The 20,085-nt window shown below is 72.7% G+C and carries 17 protein-coding genes; 7 read left to right on the top strand and 10 right to left on the bottom strand.

What is annotated here, in order from left to right; genetic code table 11:
* Positions 1-119 precede the first annotated feature (119 nt).
* Genes ACIQRW_RS09695 through ACIQRW_RS09685 form a run of 3 tightly spaced genes read right to left on the bottom strand, consistent with a single transcriptional unit; the run spans position 120 to position 3,542 of the window.
* Complete coding sequence (locus ACIQRW_RS09695; RefSeq protein WP_403756841.1) at positions 120-1,169, bottom strand: acyl-CoA dehydrogenase family protein; 1,050 nt, start codon at positions 1,167-1,169, stop codon at positions 120-122.
* A gap of 7 nt (positions 1,170-1,176) precedes the next feature.
* The gene (locus ACIQRW_RS09690) at positions 1,177-2,331 is read right to left on the bottom strand and encodes an acyl-CoA dehydrogenase (protein ID WP_403756839.1); all 1,155 of its coding nucleotides are present in this window, start codon (positions 2,329-2,331) and stop codon (positions 1,177-1,179) included.
* 11 nt (positions 2,332-2,342) lie between these two features.
* The gene (locus ACIQRW_RS09685) at positions 2,343-3,542 is read right to left on the bottom strand and encodes an amidohydrolase family protein (protein ID WP_403756837.1); all 1,200 of its coding nucleotides are present in this window, start codon (positions 3,540-3,542) and stop codon (positions 2,343-2,345) included.
* A 223-nt stretch (positions 3,543-3,765) separates the two neighbouring features.
* Between ACIQRW_RS09685 and ACIQRW_RS09680 the strand changes: the two genes are divergently transcribed.
* On the top strand, positions 3,766-5,337 hold the full coding sequence (locus ACIQRW_RS09680; protein WP_403756835.1) for a class I adenylate-forming enzyme family protein: 1,572 nt from the start codon (positions 3,766-3,768) through the stop codon (positions 5,335-5,337).
* A gap of 116 nt (positions 5,338-5,453) precedes the next feature.
* On the opposite strand, the gene ACIQRW_RS09675 is transcribed toward ACIQRW_RS09680, so the two are convergent.
* Both ACIQRW_RS09675 and ACIQRW_RS09670 read right to left on the bottom strand, forming a co-directional pair.
* Positions 5,454-5,975: an EF-hand domain-containing protein gene (locus ACIQRW_RS09675; protein WP_403756833.1), complete on the bottom strand. Its 522-nt coding sequence runs from the start codon at positions 5,973-5,975 to the stop codon at positions 5,454-5,456.
* A gap of 84 nt (positions 5,976-6,059) precedes the next feature.
* Positions 6,060-6,434, bottom strand: coding sequence for an STAS domain-containing protein (locus tag ACIQRW_RS09670; RefSeq protein WP_007454150.1), 375 nt, complete (start codon positions 6,432-6,434; stop codon positions 6,060-6,062).
* A gap of 353 nt (positions 6,435-6,787) precedes the next feature.
* On the opposite strand from ACIQRW_RS09670, the gene ACIQRW_RS09665 reads away from it, so the two are divergent.
* Entirely contained in the window at positions 6,788-7,381 is a 594-nt protein-coding gene (locus ACIQRW_RS09665) for an RNA polymerase sigma factor (protein ID WP_403756830.1), read from the top strand.
* Positions 7,378-8,712: a zf-HC2 domain-containing protein gene (locus ACIQRW_RS09660; protein WP_403756827.1), complete on the top strand. Its 1,335-nt coding sequence runs from the start codon at positions 7,378-7,380 to the stop codon at positions 8,710-8,712. The genes ACIQRW_RS09665 and ACIQRW_RS09660 overlap by 4 nt, the downstream gene beginning before the upstream one ends.
* A gap of 23 nt (positions 8,713-8,735) precedes the next feature.
* On the opposite strand, the gene purU is transcribed toward ACIQRW_RS09660, so the two are convergent.
* Both purU and ACIQRW_RS09650 read right to left on the bottom strand, forming a co-directional pair.
* Positions 8,736-9,632 (bottom strand): formyltetrahydrofolate deformylase, encoded by an 897-nt coding sequence (purU, locus tag ACIQRW_RS09655; protein WP_403756824.1) that lies wholly within the window; start codon positions 9,630-9,632, stop codon positions 8,736-8,738.
* A 29-nt stretch (positions 9,633-9,661) separates the two neighbouring features.
* The gene (locus tag ACIQRW_RS09650; protein ID WP_403757432.1) at positions 9,662-10,108 is read right to left on the bottom strand and encodes a hypothetical protein; all 447 of its coding nucleotides are present in this window, start codon (positions 10,106-10,108) and stop codon (positions 9,662-9,664) included.
* Positions 10,109-10,282: 174 nt separating this feature from the next.
* Here ACIQRW_RS09650 and ACIQRW_RS09645 point away from each other — a divergent pair, with 174 nt between their 5' ends.
* Positions 10,283-11,554, top strand: a complete 1,272-nt coding sequence (locus ACIQRW_RS09645; protein WP_403756821.1) for an ABC transporter substrate-binding protein — start codon at positions 10,283-10,285, stop codon at positions 11,552-11,554.
* A 191-nt stretch (positions 11,555-11,745) separates the two neighbouring features.
* Here the strand turns inward: ACIQRW_RS09645 and ACIQRW_RS09640 are convergent, their stop codons facing one another.
* Positions 11,746-13,410 (bottom strand): hypothetical protein, encoded by a 1,665-nt coding sequence (locus ACIQRW_RS09640; RefSeq protein WP_403756818.1) that lies wholly within the window; start codon positions 13,408-13,410, stop codon positions 11,746-11,748.
* A 187-nt stretch (positions 13,411-13,597) separates the two neighbouring features.
* On the bottom strand, positions 13,598-14,980 hold the full coding sequence (locus ACIQRW_RS09635) for a transcriptional regulator (protein ID WP_403756815.1): 1,383 nt from the start codon (positions 14,978-14,980) through the stop codon (positions 13,598-13,600).
* 290 nt (positions 14,981-15,270) lie between these two features.
* On the opposite strand from ACIQRW_RS09635, the gene ACIQRW_RS09630 reads away from it, so the two are divergent.
* From ACIQRW_RS09630 to ACIQRW_RS09620, 3 genes are all read left to right on the top strand, one after another.
* The gene (locus ACIQRW_RS09630) at positions 15,271-15,957 is read left to right on the top strand and encodes a bifunctional DNA primase/polymerase (RefSeq protein WP_403757429.1); all 687 of its coding nucleotides are present in this window, start codon (positions 15,271-15,273) and stop codon (positions 15,955-15,957) included.
* Between the two features lie 84 nt (positions 15,958-16,041).
* Complete coding sequence (locus tag ACIQRW_RS09625) at positions 16,042-16,890, top strand: ABC transporter ATP-binding protein (RefSeq protein WP_403756813.1); 849 nt, start codon at positions 16,042-16,044, stop codon at positions 16,888-16,890.
* Positions 16,887-18,524, top strand: coding sequence for a transporter (locus ACIQRW_RS09620; protein ID WP_403756810.1), 1,638 nt, complete (start codon positions 16,887-16,889; stop codon positions 18,522-18,524). The genes ACIQRW_RS09625 and ACIQRW_RS09620 overlap by 4 nt, the downstream gene beginning before the upstream one ends.
* Before the next feature lie 107 nt (positions 18,525-18,631).
* Here ACIQRW_RS09620 and ACIQRW_RS09615 read toward each other — a convergent pair whose 3' ends face one another.
* Positions 18,632-19,498, bottom strand: a complete 867-nt coding sequence (locus ACIQRW_RS09615) for an alpha/beta fold hydrolase (RefSeq protein WP_403756807.1) — start codon at positions 19,496-19,498, stop codon at positions 18,632-18,634.
* Between the last annotated feature and the right edge of the window lie 587 nt (positions 19,499-20,085).

Below are 20,085 nucleotides of genomic sequence, written 5' to 3'. Positions count from 1 at the left end.
GCCCGGTTCCAGAACCACTCGCATCCCACGGAGCGTACCCGAGCGGGACACCGACTCCACCCGGTGACGAATCACGCAAAGGACAGAAGCCGGTGTCGACGCCGCACGGCTGCGCTGCGTCACCCTCCGCCCCCTGCTTCCGGGGCTCCTCCGCCGGGCGCCGCCGAGCTGCCGGAATGCGGCCGCGCGGCCCCCAGGCCGGCGGCCAGGAGCTCCTCCGCCGCGGCCCCGTCGAGCCGGGCCGCGGCCCGGAGCCAGGCCCGTTTCAGGTGGAGGTGAACATCTGCCTCCCAGGTGAAGCCCATCCCGCCGTGGATCTGGAGGCAGTCGCGCGCGTTGCGTACGGCCGCCTCGTCGGCGAGGAGTTTGGCCGCCGCGATCTCCACCGGGTCGCCGGTCACGGCGGCCGCGTACACGGCGGCGCGGGCCGGTTCGGTGCGGGCGAGCATGTCGGCGCAGAGGTGTTTGACCGCTTGGAACGATCCGATGGGCGATCCGAACTGCTGTCGGTCCCCGGCGTGTTGAACGGCCGTCTCGGTGGTCCGGGCGGCACTGCCGAGCTGTTCGGCGGCGATGAGCAGCGCCCCTTCGAAGCGAATCCGCTCCGCGTGCGCCGTAGTGCGCTCCGTCACAGCCCGCGTACCCGCCGGCCCCGACACCGCTCGCGCCCCCGCGGCTCCCGTACTCACCCCCGTCCGGTGCAGCGGGGTGAGCGGGTCCATCGACCGTACGGGCCGGGCGGCGGCGACGAAGGCGCGCAGCGGCTCCCCTACGAGGGCGTCGGCGCCCACCAGCACCGCGTCCGCCTCCGCCAGGTGGGCCACCGGCAGGTCCCCGTCCAGGGCCGTCACCACCGCCTCGCCCTCGGCGGCCCCCTTCACCAGGCCCGCCGCCAGGTGGGTGGCGACCAGCGGGCCCGGCAGCAGCGCCCGGCCCGCCTCCTCGAAGAGCAGCACCGCCTCGGGCAGCCCGAGGCCCACCCCGCCCGCCTCCTCCGGCAGCCGGAGCGCGAAGAAGCCGGCCGCGCCCAGCTCCCGCCAGAGCGAACGGTCCAGGGCCCCGCCCCGCTCCACCGCCGCCCGCAGCCGGCCCCGGTCGAACACCGCGTCGAGCAGGTCGCGCATACCGGACCTCAGGGCCCGCTGGTCGTCCGAGAGCTGGAAGTCCACGGTGGCCTCAGCGCCCCTTCGGCAGACCGAGGATGCGCTCGGCGACGATGTTCCGCTGGATCTGGGAGGTGCCCGCGGCGATCGTGTACGAGAGGGACGAGAGCCGGTCCAGGACCCATTCCCGGTCGACGTCGAACGCGTCGGCCCCCAGCACCTCCGCCGCCGCCTCGTACAGCTCCTGACGGGCCCCGGAGTAGCGCAGCTTGAAGACGGAGCCGCCGGTGCCGGGGACTGGGCCCGTCCGCTCCGACTCCGCCACGTTCCACTGGGTGAGCCGCCACAGGGCCCGGAACTCCGCGTTGAGCCTGCCGAGGCGCCGGCGCAGCACCGCGTCGTCCCACCGCCCGTTGCGCCGGGCCTCGTCGGCGAGGGCGTCCAGGGTGCGGCGGCAGGCGACGACCTCGCCGACGAAGGCCGTGCCGCGTTCGAAGGAGAGGGTGACCATGGTGACCCGCCAGCCGTCGTTCTCGGCCCCGACCCGGTTGCGCGCCGGCACCCGGACCTCGTCGAGGAACATCTCGGCGAACTCCGTGGACCCGGCCAGGGTCCGCAGCGGCCGGACCGTGATGCCGGGGGCGTCCATCGGCATCGCGAGCCAGCTGATCCCCCGGTGCTTCGGCGCGTCCGGATCGGTGCGCACCAGCAGCTCGCACCAGTCGGCGACCTCGGCGTGCGAGGTCCAGATCTTGCTGCCGCTGATCACGTAGGAGTCGCCGTCGCGCACCGCCCGGGTGCGCAGGGCGGCCAGGTCGGAGCCCGCGTCCGGCTCGCTGAACCCCTGGCACCAGATCTCGTCGCCGCGCAGCACGGGCGGCAGCCAGCGGGCCCGCTGCTCGGCCGTGCCCTCGGCGGCGACGGTCGGTCCGGCGTGCAGCAGCCCGACGAAGTTCGCCCCGACGTAGGGGGCCCCGGCCTTCTCCGTCTCCTCCAGGTAGATCAGGTGCTGGGTCGGGGTGGCGCCCCGACCGCCCGCGTCCACCGGCCAGTGCAGGCCCGCGTACCCGGCGTCGTACAGCATCCGCTGCCAGGTGGTGTCGTACGCCCGGCGCGCGGGCCAGTCGTCGGGCGAGGGCTTCGGGGGCAGGCCGGGGAGGGCGCCGGCCAGCCACTCCCGCAGCCGCCCCCGGAACTCCTCCTCGGCCTCCGTGTACGCGAGATCCACCGCCGCCCCGCCTACTTGTCCAGGTCCAGGCCGAGCATCCGGATCGCGTTTCCGCGCATCAGTTTGTGGACGGTCTCCTCGTCCAGTCCCTTGACGTGGTCGAGGGCGACCTCCTTGGTGTGCGGGAAGGTCGAGTCCACGTGCGGGTAGTCGGTCTCGAAGGTGGCGTTGTCGCGGCCGACGACGTCCAGCGAGGCGATCCCGTGCTTGTCGCGGAAGAAGCAGCAGAACATCTGCCGGTAGTAGTACGTGGACGGCGGCTCGGGGATCAGATCGCGCACCCCGCCCCAGGCGCGGTGCTCCTCCCAGACGTCGTCGGCGCGCTCCAGGGCGTACGGGATCCACCCCATCTGGCCCTCGCTGTACGCCAGTTTCAGCGCCGGGAACTTCACCAGGACCCCGCTGAAGAGGAAGTCCATCATCGAGGCCATCGCGTTGTTGAAGGAGAGCGAGGCCTGCACGGCGGGCGGCGCGTCCGGGGAGGCGGCGGGCATCTGGGAGCTGGAGCCGATGTGCATGTTGACGACCGTGCCGGTCTCCTGGCAGACGGCGAAGAACGGGTCCCAGTAGCCGGTGTGGATGGACGGCAGCCCTAGGTGGGTCGGGATCTCGGAGAAGGTGACCGCGCGGACGCCCCGGGCCGCGTTCCGCCTGATCTCCGCGACGGCGAGGCCGATGTCCCAGAGCGGGATGATGCAGAGCGGGATCAGCCGGCCGCCGCTGTCGCCGCACCACTCCTCGACCATCCAGTCGTTGTAGGCGCGCACGCACGCGAGGGCGACCTCCTTGTCGTGCGCCTCGGCGAAGGTCTGCCCGCAGAAGCGCGGGAAGGTCGGGAAGCAGAGCGAGGCCTCGACATGGTTGAGGTCCATGTCCTTGAGGCGTTCGGCCGGGTCCCAGCAGCCGGGCCGCATCTCGGCGCGGGTGATGCCCTCCAGGGTCATGTCGTCGCGGTCGAAGCCGACGGCGGCGATGTTCCGCTTGTACGGGAATTTCAGGTCCTCGTAGATCCACCAGTCGGTGGGCGGCCCGTCCGGGTCCATCGTGATGACGTACTTCCCGCCCGTGTACGCCAGCTCCCCGATGCCCGCGGTGAGCGGCTGCGGCCCGCGCTCGCGGTACTTCGCGGGCAGCCAGGTGGAGAAGAGGTGCGCGGGCTCGATCACATGGTCGTCGACGCTGACGATCCGAGGCAGTTCCGTATCCGTCATGGTGTCGTCCCCTCCGGCGCCCCCGGCGAGGTCCCGGGTGCGGGCATGTTCCGATGGATCTCTGATGATGGATTTCTGATGGTGCATCTCTGATGGTGCATTTCTGATGGCCCGTCAGATTCGCTTGCGGCACTCAGGCTAGCCCCGCACCCCTGGACCGACAAGGCGCGGAGCCCTACGCTCTCCGCATTATCTGACTGGCCGTCAGTTCGGAGGGACCGCTGTGACCGCCGTGAACGACGTGACCGCATCCGCCCACGCCCTGGGCGCCTCCCACACCTTCTGGGAGCTGATCGAACGCCGCGCCGCCCTCACCCCCGACCGCCCGGTCCTGCTCCAGGAGGACCGGCGCCTGACCTTCGGCGAGCTGAGGGACCGCGCCGAGCGGGTCGCCGCCGGGCTGTACGGGATGGGCGTGCGGGCGGGCAGCGTGGTGGCCTGGCAGCTGCCGACCCGGCTGGAGACGGCGTTGCTCTCCTTCGCCCTGACCCGGCTCGGGGCCGTTCAGACGCCGGTCATCCCGTTCTACCGGGACCGCGAGGTGCGGTTCGCGCTGCGCGAGTCGGGGGCGGCGTTCTTCGCCGTGCCCGGCGTGTGGCGCGGCTTCGACCACACGGCGATGGCCGAGCGGATCGTCGGTGAACTCGCCGACCCGCCACGGGTCTTCGAGGCGTACGACACCCTCCCCGACGGCGACCCGACGGTCCTGCCGCCCCCGCCCGCCCCCTCCTCGGGCGAGGAGGTCCGCTGGATCTACTGGACCTCCGGCACCACCTCCGACCCCAAGGGCGTCCTGCACACCGACCGCTCCCTGATCGCGGGCGGCTCCTGTCTCGCCCACGCCCTGAAGCTCTCCGCCGACGACGTGGGCTCGATGGCGTTCCCGTACGCCCATGTCGCCGGGCCCGACTACACGGTGATGCTGCTGCTGTACGGGTTCCCCGCGGTGATGTTCGAGCAGTTCGCGCTGCCGGACGCGCTGGCGGAGTACCGGCGGCACGGGGTGACGGTGGCCGGCGGCTCGACCGCCTTCTACGCGATGTTCCTGGCCGAACAGCGCAAGGCCCCCGACCGGCCGCTCATCCCGACCCTCCGTCTGCTGGCGGGCGGCGGAGCGCCGAAACCACCGGAGGTCTACCACGCGGTGGTGCGGGAGATGGGGGTCCGGCTCACCCACGGCTACGGCATGACCGAGGTCCCGATGATCACCATGGGCGCCCCGGACGACACCCCCGACCACCTGGCCCTGACCGAGGGACGGCCCCCGGAGGGCATGGAGATCCGGATCGCCGACGAACACGGCAAGCCCCTCCCGTACGGCGCCGAGGGCGAGGTGCGGCTGCGCGGGGAGGCGGTCTGCCGGGGCTATCTGGACGCCGGGGCCTCCGCCGCGGCCTTCGACGCCGAGGGGTTCCTGATCACCGGGGACCTGGGGCGGCTCCAGGAGAGCGGACACCTCACGCTCACCGGCCGGCTGAAGGACATCATCATCCGCAAGGGCGAGAACATCTCCGCCAAGGAGATCGAGGACCTGCTCCACACGCACCCCGCCGTCGCCGACGCGGCGGTCATCGGGCTGCCCGACCCGGAGCGCGGCGAACGCGTCTGCGCGGTGGTAGAACAGCCGCCGGGCGCACCGCCCCTGACCCTGGCCGCGCTCTCCGCCCATCTGCGGGAAGCGGGACTGTCCGTCCACAAGGTGCCCGAGCAGTTGGAGGTCCTCGACGCACTGCCCCGCAACGAGACGCTGCGCAAGGTGCTCAAGTACCGGCTGCGGGAACGGTTCGGCGGGTGAGGCCGACGAGGCGGGCGGAGCCGGGTGCCACAGCCGGCACGGGGGCGGCGGGCGTCACGGGCGAGGGCGGCGGGCGTCACGGGAGCGGTGGGCCGTCCCCGTAACGCCCGGGATCACTACGCGTCCGGCTCGATCACCGTGAAGTACACGGCGAACGCCGCCACCACATCACTCTCCGCGATCAGGCCGTCCCGGTCCGTGTCCAGGCTCTGGGCGGCGATGCCCGCGATCTCGCCGCTGGCCCCGAGGACCCGGAGCGCCCGCTCCACGTCCGCCACCGACGCCCTGCCGTCGTTCCCGCCGTCCGCGACCGCGATGGTCGCCCGCAGGAACGGGCGGGCGATCTCGGCGAACCGCCCGGGATTGTCCCGGAGCCGCTTCACCGCCCCGCCCACGAACTCCTCACGGGTGACCCGCTGGTCCCCGTCCACATCGGCGATCCCCGCCATGCCCTGCCAGAAGGCCTCGGCACCGGTGTAGAGCGCCTGGCCCTTGTCGCAGCGGGCCGTCGTACCGAACTCGGTGAGCAGACGGGCCGCCGCGGCGTTGAAATCGGCACGGTCGATATAGCCGTTGCCGTCCTGGTCGAAGGCTGCGAAGCGGTGCGCGATCTTTCGCTCGTACTCTGCGCTGTCCATGCGGGGAGCGTACGACGCCCGGGACGCTCACGTGTCACCGAGCAGCGCCTCCTGTGTGACAACCTCGCATCGGAGGCAGCCGCTTCAGGCGCTCAGCGGCCTGCACTCCTCGTCGGTGGCGGACCGCGCGTCCGGGTAGACGTCGAACAGCCGGCGCACCCCGAGCGCCCCGAGCACCTTGTTGACGTGCGAACCGTCCTCCGCGCCCCGGGCCGGGAGAATCAGCCGCAGCCGGCCGCCGCAGGACTTCATCAGCCGGCGCGAGGCGATCAGTACACCGACGCCGCTGGAGTCGCAGAAGAACACCTCGGACAGATCGAGCACCACATCGTGCTGCCCCTCCGCCACCGCCTCGTGGACGGACTGGCGCACGACGGGTGAGGTCACCAGATCAAGTTCGCCGCTCATGCGCAGCACGGTCCAGGAGCCCTGCTCCGCCTCGTCCACCTTCAGGGTCACGCGACTGGACCTCTCGTTCCGGGGCTCCCGGCAATCCGGAAGTTTCCGTTCCTCCTCGCGGCTGCCCAACCGCACCCCCATGAAACACCGGCGCGCCGACCGACGCCCAGGAGATTTCCGGTGAAAGGAGCACTTCGGACCGTTTCCGCTGCTCAGAGCGGGTAGCAAGCCGACAGCGAGCGGACAGCACGGGCATCCGGGCCGAAAATCGACTACCGTCGTCGGCCACGCGCCGCGGGAAGAGAGTTGCCGCAAAGGCGCGTGCACCGCCCGCCCGGCGGACTACATTCGGTCCTCACGGGCACAGGGTGGATCACGGAGTCGGGTGGACAGGGCCGGGGACTGGGGGGTTCATGGCGAAGGAGACAGCACCCCGCTGGGACCGCAGGATGCAGCAGAGGCTGGCCTGCGGTGAGGCGGCGGCGCTCGGCGAGCTCTACGACCGGTTCGCGGCCCTCGTCCACAGCCAGGCGCACCGGATGCTCGACGACGAGGACGCCGCCGACCTGGTGACCCGCGAGGTCTTCGCCCAGATCTGGGAGAACCCCGAGGCGTACGACCCGAAGCAGGGCTCGATGCGCTCGTGGGTGGCCCGCCTCACCCACCGCCAGTCCGTCCAGCGGCTGCGCCGCACGGCGGTCTCCTCGTACGCGGCGGAGCACGGCGAGGGCGCGGCGCCCGACCCGGAGGAGCTGGAGCGGCGGGTGCGCAGCGCCACGGCCGCCGCCCGCGCCGACTACATCGTCTCCTCGATGCCCGCGCCGCTGCGGCAGGCCCTGGAGCTGGCGTACGTCCATCGCCGGGACTACCGGCAGACGGCCGCCGACCTCGGGGTGACCGAGGACGAGGCGCGCCGTCGGCTCAGGCTGGGGCTGCAACTGCTCTCCACGGCGAACGCCCGCCCGCTCGAAGGGGCCTCGCCACCCGGTTACGGACGGGTCCGGTGAGCGGCGACGGACGCGAGAGCGAGGGACGTGAGGAGGAGGTGCGCGGCGCCCGCCGGATACCGGGCCCGCGCGGGGCGGCGGACGACCTCGACCTGGAGTCCGTGCCGGAAGAGGGCGGACCGGAACAGGCCGCCCCGGAACAGGCCGCCCCGGAAGAGGCCGCCCCCGGACAGGCCCTCCCGGAGCCGCTCATGACCTCCGTCTCCGCCTCAGCCTCCGCCTCGGGCCTCGACCTCCCCCACCGGGTCCTCAAGGCCCTCCTCGGCGCCTGGGCGTTGTCCGCCTGTTCGGCCGAGGAGACCGCCGCCGTGGAGGACCACCTCACCGTGTGCGCCCCGTGCGCGGACGAGGCGCTGCGGCTGCGGGACGCGGTGGGGCTGCTGCACACCGACGGCTCCCTGGATCTCGATCCGTCGCTCCGGTCCCGGGTGATGGACGGCTGCCTGGGCCGTCGGCCGGCCCGGATCCCGGTGCCGGAGTACGCCGCCGCGTACGACGCCGAGACCGCCCGGCTCGACGCGCTGCTCCGCGACATCGGGGACTCGGAGTGGCACGCGCCGGTGCGCCTGCGGTGGTTCGAGGAGGAGCGCGAGGTCACCCGCAGGACCACGGTGGCCGGGGTGATCGGCCATCTGATGGCGGTCGACGGGCTGCTGTCCGCCGCGCTCGGCCTCGACGACCCGCTCGGCGGCGGCGAGGCGCTGCTCGGCCCCTCCGAGCGCACCGAGAGGTACTGGTCGGCGGCGCACCGGCCGCCCACCCGGGCCGTCCGCGAGCCCTGGCGGGCCCAGAGCCACGAGCTGATCCGCACGGCGTCCTTCGCCGGGCGGAACGTCGCCGAGACCTCCGTCTCCTACGGGGCCTTCGCCCTGCCGCTCCCGGACGCGCTGCTGGACCGCGCCTTCGAGTGCTGGGTGCACGGCGGGGACATCGCCGACGCCGTCGACTATCCGTACCAGGCCCCGACGGCGGCCCATCTGCACCGGATGATCGACCTGGCGGCCCGGCTGCTTCCGGCCGCCATGGCGGGACGCCGCCGCGCCGGACTGGCCGGGCCCGCGAAGGAGCTCGTCACGGCCGGTGCGCCGGGCCGCTCGGTCCATCTGGAGATCGAGGGCCACGGCGGGGGCGACTGGTACATCCCGCTGGACTCGCCGGCCGCCCTCGGCTCGCCCGAGCGCACGGTGGCGCAGGTGGCCCTGGACGGGGTCGAGTTCTGCCGGCTCGCCGCGGGCCACATCTCGCCGGTGGAAGCGGCGGCGGGCCAGGAGGGCGACCGCGAGGCCATCCGCGACGTGCTGTTCGCGACGGCCTCGCTCAGCCGGCTGTAGGGCCCGCCGAACGGCGCCGGGTCCTACGCGAAGATCACCGTACGGCGGCCGTTGAGCAGGATGCGCCGCTCCGCGTGCCACTTCACCGCGCGCGCCAGTGCCTGGCACTCCACGTCCCGGCCGATGGCGACCAGTTGGTCCGGCGTCACGCCGTGACCGACGCGCTCGACCTCCTGCTCGATGATCGGGCCCTCGTCGAGGTCGGCGGTGACGTAGTGCGCGGTCGCGCCGATCAGCTTCACCCCGCGCGCGTGCGCCTGGTGGTAGGGCTTGGCGCCCTTGAAGCTCGGCAGGAACGAGTGGTGGATGTTGATGATCCGGCCGCTCAGCTGCTTGCACAGGTCGTCCGAGAGGACCTGCATGTAGCGGGCCAGGACGACCAGCTCGACGTCCTCCTCGCGGACCAGCTCCAGCAGTCGCGCCTCGGCCTCCGCCTTGTTGTCCTTCGTCACCGGGAGGTGCCGGAAGGGGATGCCGTACGAGGCGACGAGCTCGGCGAAGTCCGTGTGGTTGGAGACGACGGCCGCGATCTCGACCGGCAGCGCTCCGGTGCGGGAGCGGAACAGCAGGTCGTTGAGGCAGTGGCCGAACTTGCTGACCATCAGCACGATCCGCATGCGCTCCGCGGGCCGGTGGATCTGCCACTCCATCCGGAAGGCCTCCCCGATCGCGGCGAAGCTGGCGCGGAGCTTGTCCACCGTCACGGTGGCGTCGGCCGAGAAGTGGACGCGCATGAAGAACAGACCCGTGTCGTGGTCCCCGAACTGCTGACTGTCCTCGATGTTGCAGCCGGTCATGAAGAGATAGCTCGACACGGCGTGCACGATGCCCTGTTTGTCGGGGCAGGAGAGCGTGAGGACGTACTGCTCGGTCGCGGCGGCGTCCGAGGCGGCGGAGGGGGCGGGCTGCGGCGCGGTCATCCTCGTAGGGTGCCACACCCGCCCCGTGGTCAGGCGGCCCTGGTCATCATGCGGATGACATCCAGCGATCGGGGCGGTATGTCCGGATCCTCCGCGTCGTTGGTGGCGAGCATCACATGGGCCTCGCGGGCCGCGTGGACGGCTTCGGGCCAGCCGTGGTGCTCCAGATAGGCGGAGACGGGGGCGTCCGCACCGACCTGGTGCATGATCCGCAGCACCCGCAGGGCGGCGGCGTCCACGGCGGCGGCCTCGGCGGAGTCCCTGAATATGGTGCCGACGTACTTCTCGGCGGACCAGTTGTCGAGCCAGGTGTCCTCGACCAGGCGGTACACGGCGTCGGTGACGTCCCCGTACCCTTCCCGGCCGGCGAGCCAGCACTCGTGGTGGAAGGCGGGGTCGGAGAGCATGTGCAGCGCCGAGCGCACGTTGGTGCGCCAGCGCCACCACGGCATGTCAGTGAGCGGCATGCCGCCCATGGTGGAGGAGCGACGGCCGCGACGGGAAGAGTTCTCCGAACCTTGCTGCACGGTCGTCGATCGTACGTTCCTTCACCGCGCCCCCGCACAGGCCCCCGTAATTCACCTGGACGTCACCGCGCGTTGAGAACGGCACACCGCGCAGTTACCCGGTGCCCGGAAGGGTTCAGGTCCATGACCGGACGGCGACGCCCCACCTTTTCCCGCCCCTTCCCGGGCGTCATCAGCGCGGCGGCGGCGGGGGCGGTGCTGCTGTCCGGCTGCGGTGTGCTCCCTGGAGCCTCGGGGGGGTCCAGGGAGCCCGTCACCGTGATGACGTGGGCGCCCGACCGGTCGGAGGACATCAACGCGGTGAAGATGGCCGGGGTGCCCGCCATGGCGCAGACGTACGCCCGCTGGGTCAACGACACCGGCGGCATCGACGGACGCGAGCTGAAGGTGGTCGTCTGCGACGAGGCCGACACCCCGCTGGGCGCCGAGCGGTGCGCGCGGGAGGCCGTCGAGAAGAAGGTGGCCGCCGTCGTCGGCTCGTACAGCCGCCACGGCCAGAGCTTCATGCCGGCGCTGGAGGCGGGCGGCGTCCCGTACATCGGCGGCTACGGCGCCTCCACCGAGGAGTTCAGCAGCTACCTCTCGTACCCCGTCAACGGTGGCCAGCCGGCGTTGCTGGCCGGTCACGGACAGCAGTTGAGCCGCAGCTGCGAGCGGGTCTCGCTGGTGCGGCCCGACTCGATCGGCGGCGACGGCATGCCGCCGCTCCTGAACAACGGGCTGATGGCCGCCGACCGGCCCGCCTCCACCGACATCCTGGCCCCGCTGGACGCCACGTCCTACGACGAGCAGGCCGCGCAGGCGCTGGAACGGTCCGACGGCGGCTGTGTGACGGCGGTGCTCGGCGCCCGTACGGAGACGTTCTTCGACTCCTTCCGCCGCCTGGAGCCGGACGGCGAGCAGGTCAGGATCTCCTCCGTGCTGGGCAGCGTCAGCCAGCCGCTCATCGACCGCACGGGCGGCCCGAACAGCCCCTTCGAGGGCGCCTACGTCACCGGCTGGTACCCGGACGCGAGGAACGCGCGCTGGAAGGAGATGCGCGAGGTGATCGGTGAGTACGCCTTCGGGGACAACCGCATCGACCCGGACGACACCGCCGTGCAGACGACCTGGATCGCGTACACGGCGCTGCGGGCGGCCGTCCGGGCGATCGACGACGAGAAGGTCACCCCGGGCCGGGTCGTGGCCACCCTCAACCGGGGCGTCGAGGTCGACACCGGCGGCCTGACCCCGACGCTCCGCTGGCGCTTCGAGGACCTGGTCGGCACGTTGAGCTACCCGCGCATCGTCAACACGAAGGTGACGTTCCAAGTGGTCCGCGAGGGCCGGCTCACCGCCCAGAAGAAGGGCTTCGTCGACGTCTCGGACGCCCTGACGGACGCCCCGCGCAGCTAGGGAGTGTCCGCAAAGTATCGTCGTCCGCCCTCTGGGCGGGGCCCGCGGCGTCTGGTGCGTGCTCTCGCAAGGCGCCGGAGTGTCCTAGTAGCGGAGCTACTCGGGCATTTCGGCAACGCCGCGAGAGTGCGTGCCAGGCGTCGTGGGCCAGACGAGACTTTGCGGACACGACCTAGCGCCTCCCGGCTGGATCAGAGCTCGGTGAACCCGTGCTTGGTCAGGCCGTACTTCGCCGCGATCGTGTTCCAGAGCTTGGACGCCTCGCGCTTGGCCTGGGTGGCGACCCCGCTCTGCTGGTTGGCCTTGGCCGTCTCGCTCGTCGACCGGGCCTGGCCGCCCTTGCAGACGGACTTGTTCTTCTTGGCCTGCCGCGCCCAGGTCGCGTAGTGCTCGTCGGCCGCCGCCGAGGCCTTCCACGCCCGGTTCAGCGAGGCGGTCAGCTCCGCGTTCTGCGGGAGCTTGTCCACGGACAGCCCTTCGAGCCGGGTCACCAGGTCACGGCGCTGCTGGGCGGCGCCCTTGAGGTCGGCGTCGGCCCGGTCCAGGTCCTTGCAGGACTTGATCTTCTCGACCGCGCTGATCACCGCCGCCCGGCTGTTGTTGCTGTCGGCCAGCAGCTTGTCCAGCGCCTCGGCCTGCGGCTTCGCCGGATCGGGCGCCGCCTTGGCGGTGGGCTCCGTGACCGGTGAACTCTGCGAGGCGACCGGCTGTTTGTCGTCCTCACCGGAATCGTCGCCGCCGCTCAGCAGCGCGCCCGCGCCGAGTCCGATGACGGCGCAGCCCACGACGACCGCGGCGATCAGCGGAACATGCGCGGACCGCCGACGCGGGGCGTCGCCGCTCTGCTGCGGGACCGGCCCGTCCTGCTCCGCACGGCCCTGGAAGCCCTGGAGGCCGGACTGGTAGCCCCCGGGCGCCTGCGGCGGCAACTGGCCGCCCTGGGGCTGCCGCTGGGGCTGGTGGGGTTGCTGGGGCTGCTGCTGGTGCTGCTGGGGCTGATAGCCCTGCTGCTGGTACGGGGACGGGGGCTGCTGCCCCGCGTCGAACTGCGGCATCTGCTGCGTGGCGCCCGCGGGTTCCTCGGAACGGAACAGGTTGTCGAACTCCGCGGGCGGCTGCCGGTCCCCCGGCGCGCCCGGCCTGATCCCGTACGGGGCCCCTCCGGGCACCGGGGGTATGTACTGGGTCGCGTCGGCGTCCCCGCCGCCCTGCGAGGGCCCCACGGGGCCGGGACCGCCCGGGACGGGCGCGATGTACTGCGTGGCGTCCGCGTCACCGCCGGGAACACCCTGCCCGCCCTGAGCACCCGGCCCTGCCTCCGGCGGCAGCGGCTGCGCGTACGGCTGGGGCTGGGGCGGCTGAGGCTGAGGCTGCTGGTGCTGCTGGTGCTGGTGCTGCTGCTGGTGCTGGGGGTACTGCGGCGGGTACGCGCCGGGCTGCTGCTGGGACTGCTGTTGCGGCAGCTGCTGAGGCTGCTGGTAGGAGCCGGGCCGCTGAGGCTGCTGGTACGCACCCGGCTGCTGAGGCTGCTGATACGCCCCGGGCTGCTGGTACGCCTCCGGGCCCGACTGGTACGCCTCCGGGCCCGGCGACTGCTGCGCGGGCGGCAGGGGCTGCGCGGGCGGGTAGCCGTAGCCCCCGTCCGGCTGCTGCTGCGGTTCCGGCGGCCCCCACTGCCGGCCCCACGGCTGACCGCCCGCGGGCGCCGCCTGCTCGCCCTGCTGCCCGCCCTGCCCGGGCCCGGGCGCCGCCCCGGGGGTCCAGGGGGCTCCGCCGTCGGCAGGCAGCACGACACCCTCGTGCGCGGGTCGTGCGGCGGGGAGCTCGTGCTCGCCGCCCTGTCCGCTCTGCGTCACCAGGACTCCTACGTGTGAACCTACGGAACCGTCGGCTCACGCTATCGGGTGGTCACCCGCCTCCGCCAAGCGCGTGGTGCCCCTCACGACCCCTTCACAGGGCCGGTAACACCCCGCCGCCCCGCGACGCTGTTAACGGCCGGACCGCCACGAACACGGCCCGGACCGCATCGGCGACCACGTGTCCTCAAGCCGCCTGGAGCTCCAGCCGCTCGCCGAACTCCCGCACCGCTGGCTCCTCACCGTAGGGCGTGAGCCGCTGCTGGAGGTCGTCGAGATATTCGGCGCCCCGGCTGGAGCGCACCGTCGCCAGCAGCTCCATCGCCCGGGTGCCCGTGTGGCACGCCCGCTCCACCTCCCGCTGCTGCACCTGGGCCGAGGCCAGCAGCACCAGCGCGATGCCCCGGCGCCTGGCCCGGGTCTCCGGAAGCGCGGCCAGCGCCTCCTTCGCCCGCCGGGCCGCCTGCTCCGGCTGCCCCAGGTCCCGGTGGCAGTGGGCCAGTTCGTCCGCGAGATACCCCGCGTCGAAGTGCGCGATCCAGACCGGGTCGTCCCCCGACTCCGGGCCCGCCTGCTCCAGCGCGGCGACCGCCCGCCCCGACACCGCGTGGCAGGTCCTGGCGTCCCCGAGCAGCGCGTGCCCCCGGGCCTCGGCCGCGTAGAACATCGCCTGGGCGCGGGGCGTGACATGCCCTCGGGCCCCTTCCTGCGCGGCGCGGGCCAGTTGGGCGATCTCGCGGGGGTTGCCGAGCTGGGCGGCGAGATGGCTCATCGACGCGGCGAGCACATAGCCGCCGTACGCCCGGTCGCCCGCCGCCTGCGCGAGCCGCAGCGCCTGGATGTAGTAGCGCTGGGCGAGGCCGGGCTGGCCGGTGTCGACCGCCATGTAGCCGCCCAGCTCGGCGAGCCGGGCCACCGCGCCGAACAGCTGCCGCCCCACCTCTTCGCGGTACGCCCCCGAAAGCAGGCCGGAGACCACGCTGTTGAGGTAGTGCACGAGCACCGGCCGCACATGGCCGCTGCCGAAGCGGTGGTCGAGGTCGGTCAGCGCGGTGGTCATCGCCCGCACCGCCTCGACGTCGGACATCCCGACCCGGGCCCCCGCCGTCCGCTCGACCTGTGCGTCCGGGCCCGAGATCAGCCAGTCCCGGCTGGGCTCGACCAGCGCGGACGCGGCGACCGCCGACCCGGCGAGCAGATCGCGGCGGCCCACGTCGCTGCGCCACAGCTCGCAGACCTGCTCGACGGCCCCGGCGACGGTCGGCGCGTACTGGAGGCCGACGCCGGAGGCCAGGTTCTTGCCGTTGGCCATGCCGATCTCGTCGATCGTGACCGTACGGCCGAGCTTGCGGCCGAGCGCCTCGGCGATGATCCCCGGCGCCCGGCCCCGGGGCTGCTGCCCCCGCAGCCAACGGGCCACGGAGGTCTTGTCGTAGCGCAGATCGAGACCCCGCTCGGCCCCGACCATGTTCACGCGGCGCGCCAGGCCCGCGTTGGAACAGGCGGCTTCCTGGATGAGCGTCTGGAGCCGTTCGTTGGGCTGGCGGGCTACGAGAGGCCTTGCAGCCATATGTCCCCCTGAAACATCGGTTATGTGCAGTGATCGGTGGAAGGGATCACTGCCCGTCACATACTCAAGAAATGCGCATATTCCATCGGCATTCGGTACGGCCATGGCGCGTTGCACCGTCACGGAGGTCCGGGAGCGGCCCTGGGCGGCGGTCCTGGAGGTGGTTACCCGCCCTTCGGTGCGACGCCTCACGCGCGCCCCCGCCCGTGCACCGATGCGCCCCGCGTGCGAGGTCAATGCGCCGGGCCCCGGTTCAGGGGAGGCCGTAACCCCAGGTGACGGCGGGAGTTGTGCTGGGCGTGGAAGAGCCCATGGGAGTCACGGAAGCCGCGCAGGTCCCTCAGCAGCGCGGCGAGCATCTGCTCGACGCCGCGGTGCGGTATGCGGAAGAGCGCCATTGGGACGTGTTCCCCGGCACCTGGCTGGAGGCGGTGGGCGGCGGGGAGCGGTGTTCGTGCGGCGACGTCGGCTGCGCCCTGCCGGGGGCCCACGCGGACCGACCCGACTGGGCGGGCCGGGCGACCGGCAGCGGGGCCGCCGCCCGGCGCATGTGGAGCAGGCAGCCCCGCGCCTCGGTGCTGCTGCCGACCGGCCGGAGCTTCGACGCGCTGGAGGTCCCGGAGTCCGCGGGGTTCCTGGCGCTGGCCCGGATGGAGCGGATGGACCTGACGCTGGGCCCGGTCACCTGCACACCCGACCGCCGGATGCTGTTCTTCGTGCTGCCGGGCGCCGCCGCCAAGGCCTCCGAGCTGGTGCGCGGGCTCGGCTGGAACGCCGAGGCGATCGACCTGACCGGCCGCGGCGAGGGCCACTACGTCGCCGCACCGCCCACCCGGGTCGGCGCCCGGGGTGCCGTGCAGTGGGCCCGGAAGCCCACCCATGCCAACCGCTGGCTGCCCGATGTGGACGAGCTGATCACCCCGCTGGCGTACGCCTGCGCACGCGAGGCGGCCGACGCCCGTACGCGCGTTCCGTAAAGAGCCCGGACGGCGTCTCCCGGGGCCCCGGTCAGCCCTTTCGTAGGGTGGTCCCCATCTATGGGGATATCGAAAGGCTGTGCCATGCCGGACCGGGCAGATGCACGTACGAACACAGGCGTGGAGACAGACGCGGAGACAGACGCGGCGGGCGGTGCCCAGGAGGCGCGGCCCGCCGTCCGCGTACAGGGGCTGTGGAAGCGGTTCGGGGATCAGGTCGCCGTCGCGGGGATCGATCTGGAGCTGCCCGCGGGGAAGTTCATCGGCCTGGTGGGACCCAACGGGGCGGGCAAGACGACGACGCTCTCGATGGTCACCGGGCTGCTGCGGCCCGACCTGGGAAAGATCGAGGTCGCGGGCCACGACGTGTGGACGGACCCGGTCGAGGTGAAGTCCCGGATCGGGGTGCTGCCGGAGGGGCTGCGGCTGTTCGAGCGGCTCTCGGGGCGTGAACTGCTCGCCTACAACGGGCGGTTGCGCGGCCTGCCGGGGGACGAGGTGGACAAGCGGGCCACCCAGCTGCTGGACGTGCTGGATCTCGCGGGCTCGCAGCACAAGCTGGTCGTGGACTACTCGACCGGCATGCGGAAGAAGATCGGGCTCGCGGCGGCCCTGCTCCACAACCCCGAAGTGCTCTTCCTGGACGAGCCGTTCGAGGGCGTCGACCCGGTCTCGGCGCAGACCATCCGGGGGGTGCTGGAGCGCTACACCCGGTCCGGGGCGACCGTGGTCTTCTCCAGCCATGTGATGGAGCTGGTCGAGTCGCTGTGCGACTGGGTCGCCGTGATGGCGGCGGGCCGGATCAAGGCGCAGGGCACACTGGCCGAGGTGCGCGGCGACGCCCCCTCGCTGCAGAACGCCTTCCTCGAACTGGTCGGCGCGGGCGGCCGGGACGCCGGCGACTCCCTCGACTGGCTGGGCGGCTCCCGATGAGCGTGCTGGACGCCCCGGTCACCTCGGCCGTCCCCGCGGCGCCGACGACGGGCCTGACCCCGGTCTTCGTCCGGCTCAAGCTGACGCTGCTGCGCAACGGACTGCGGCAGTCCTCCGGGCGCAAGGCGGTGTTCATCACCTCCCTGGTCTTCACGCTGCTGCTCGCCGCGGGTCAGGTGCTCGGCCTGGTGCTGCTGCGCGGCAACGCGCACGCGGGCACCGTCGTGGTGCTGCTGACCGGTGTCGTGGCGCTCGGCTGGGCGGTGCTGCCGCTGTTCTTCCCGAGCGGTGACGACACCCTCGACCCGACCCGGCTGGTGATGCTGCCGCTGCGGCCGGAGCCGCTGATCCGGGCCCTGCTGGTGTCCTCGATGATCGGCATCGGCCCGCTGTTCACCCTGTGCCTGGTGGTCGGTTCGGTCATCGCGCTGGCGCACGGGGCGGCGGGCGTGGTGTTCGCGGTGCTCGCGGTCCCGCTGACGATGCTGCTCTGCGTGGCGCTGTCCCGGGCGGTGGCCACGGCCAACGTCCGGCTGCTGAACTCCCGCAAGGGCCGCGACCTCGCGGTGCTCAGCGGGCTGGTGATCGCGGTGGGCATCCAGTTCGTCAACTTCGGCGCGCAGCGGCTCGGTCGGGCGGGCGGGCTGTCCACGCTGGAACCGGCGGGCGACGTGGTCCGCTGGCTGCCCGGCGCCTCCGCCGTGGCGTCGGTGGACGCGGCCTCGGACGGCGCGTACGGGGTCGCGGTCGCCCAGCTCCTGATCACGGTGGTGGCCCTGGCGGCGCTGATGTGGATGTGGCAGCGGACCCTGGTGAGGCTGATGACCTCGCCGGACGGTTCGACCCTGGCGGCGGCCGAGCCGGCCCGTAAGGAGTCCGGCCGGGGCGGTCTGTCGGCGCTGCTGCCGGAGGGCCGCACCGCGACGGTGATGCAGCGCAGCCTGCGGTACGTGGCCCGGGACCCGAAGACCAAGGCGGCCTGGGTGACGGCGCTGGCGGTCGGGGCGATCGTGCCGCTGCTCAACGCGGTCCAGGGCACCGGCTCGGTCTACTTCGCGTGCTTCGCCGCCGGGATGCTCGGCATGCAGATGTACAACCAGTTCGGCCAGGACACCTCGGCCTTCTGGATGGTGGCGCTGACGATCTCCTCGCCCCGGGACGCGTACGTCGAACTGCGGGCGCGGGCGCTGGTCCTGCTGCTGCTCACCCTGCCGTTCACGCTGCTCGTCTGTGCGGTGACGGCGGCGGTGATCGGCGACTGGCAGGCGCTGCCGGGGGCGCTCGGCCTGTCGTTCGCGCTGCTGGGCTCGATGCTGGCGACGGGCGCGGTGGCCTCGGCGCTGTTCCCGTACTCGATTCCGCAGGAGGGCGCGTTCAAGAACGTGGTGCCGGGGCAGGGCGGCCTGGCCTGGATCTCCATCCTCGGCGGGATGGTGGCCGCCGCGCTGCTGGCCGCGCCGGTGATCGCGCCGACCGTCTGGATGCACGTCACGGACCACCACGACGCGCTGTGGCTCCTGGTGCCGGGCGGGCTCGTGTACGGGGCGCTCGTCGGGTGGGTGGGGCTGCGGATCGCCGCGCGGCGCACGGCGGCCCGGCTGCCGGAGATCCTGGCGGCGGTCAGCAAGGGCTGAGGGCCGAGGGCTGCCGGGCCGGTCAGGTCCGCCGGTCCGGCCGGTTCCGGTCCGATCCGCCGGGGCTACGGGGAGACCGGTTCGCGGTCGTCCCGGTTGCCCTCGGATTACGGGACAGCCCTCAGCTGTTCCAGGAAGGGTTCGACCGCGGCCCGCCAGCCCTCCGGCTGGTCGTAGTGGACGAGGTGGCCCGCGTCCGCCACTTCCGCGTACTGGCCGCGGGGCAGGACCCGGACCATCTCCTGGGCCTCGGCGCGGCCCAGCTCCCCGTCGAGGCCGCGTAGCACCAGCGCGGGGCACTGGACCTGGGCCAGCTCCTCCCAGTGGGCGTCGAAGACCCAGGTGGCGCGGGTGCGGAGCATCTGGTGGCGGGAGAAGACGGGGCGCCAGCCGTCTTCCCGCTCGGCCATCACCTCCGCGTAGAACTCGCCGCGCGAGGGGTTCGGCCGCTCCACCCAGGGGTCGTCCTCGCCGAACCACTTCCGTACGTCGGCGAGGGTGGCGAAGGGCAGCGGCCAGGAGTCGAACCAGTCGCTCCACTCGCGCTGGGAGGCCGCCCCGAGGGCGGAGGCCCGCATGTCGCAGACGACGAGGGCACGGACGAGGTCGGGGCGTTTGGCGGCGAGCTGCCAGCCTGTGAGCGCTCCCATGGCGTGGCCGACGACGGTGACGGGTCCGAGCCCGAGCTGTTCGATCGCGGCCTCGGCGTCGGAGACGTAGGCGTCGCGGGTGTACGGGCCGTCGGCGGGCTTGTCGCTGCGGCCGTGGCCCCGCTGGTCGAGGCCGACCGCGCGGTGCCGTTCGGACAGCCAGCGGGCGGTCGGGGCCCAGTGCGAGGCCCGGCCCATCAGCCCGTGCAGCAGTAAGACCCCGGGCGCGGTGTCCGCTTCGGCGCGCCCCTTGGGCGGATCGGCGAACTCCCATGCCGCGAGGCGTACGCCGTCGGTTCCGGTCACATCGATGCGCCGCACCATAGTCCTGGCACCCCCTTCTGGTCCTCGATCACCGTGTGGTCGCACCCCGCCAGGCTATCGAACTCTTATTCGAAAATGAGGCTCCGCCACCGAAGACCCCACGTTCGAGTGACACCCGTTGAGGATTGATGCCGACCGGCCTGGGGAGATCTTCAGCGGGAGGCGGGCCGCTCGGGGACAGGGGCCCGCGGGAACTGACCTTGAGAGCTCGGGGCTCCAGGTCAGCACAGGGGAGGAACGGCCCCGGCGCCTTCGGACGCCGGGGCCGCCCCCTGTCCTGGCACCGCGCCCGACACTTTCGACAACGATGGCAGGCCGCAGCGCGAACCGCCCCGCACCTGCCGGGTTCAGGGCATTCCTCAGGGCGTTGAGAAGCGCGCCGGGCACCGTGCGGTGCGCGTGTTGGTACGACGGGCGCATTCCCTGCTCCCTCCCCGACCGTGCCGGCCGGAGCCGGCCGACACCCTCAGGTCCTCTGCCTGGCCTCAGCCTGGCATGTGACGCGTCCGGCCGCTGGCGTTCCGGACGGAAATCGGCAAGCACACATCACGGTTGTGTTGCCGCGACCGACACACGGTCGGCCACCG

Source organism: Streptomyces sp. NPDC091287 (genome assembly GCF_044768525.1).
Lineage (GTDB): Bacteria > Actinomycetota > Actinomycetes > Streptomycetales > Streptomycetaceae > Streptomyces.
Note: the sequence above shows the minus strand (reverse complement) of the source record. Positions and strands in the feature narration are given on the sequence as shown.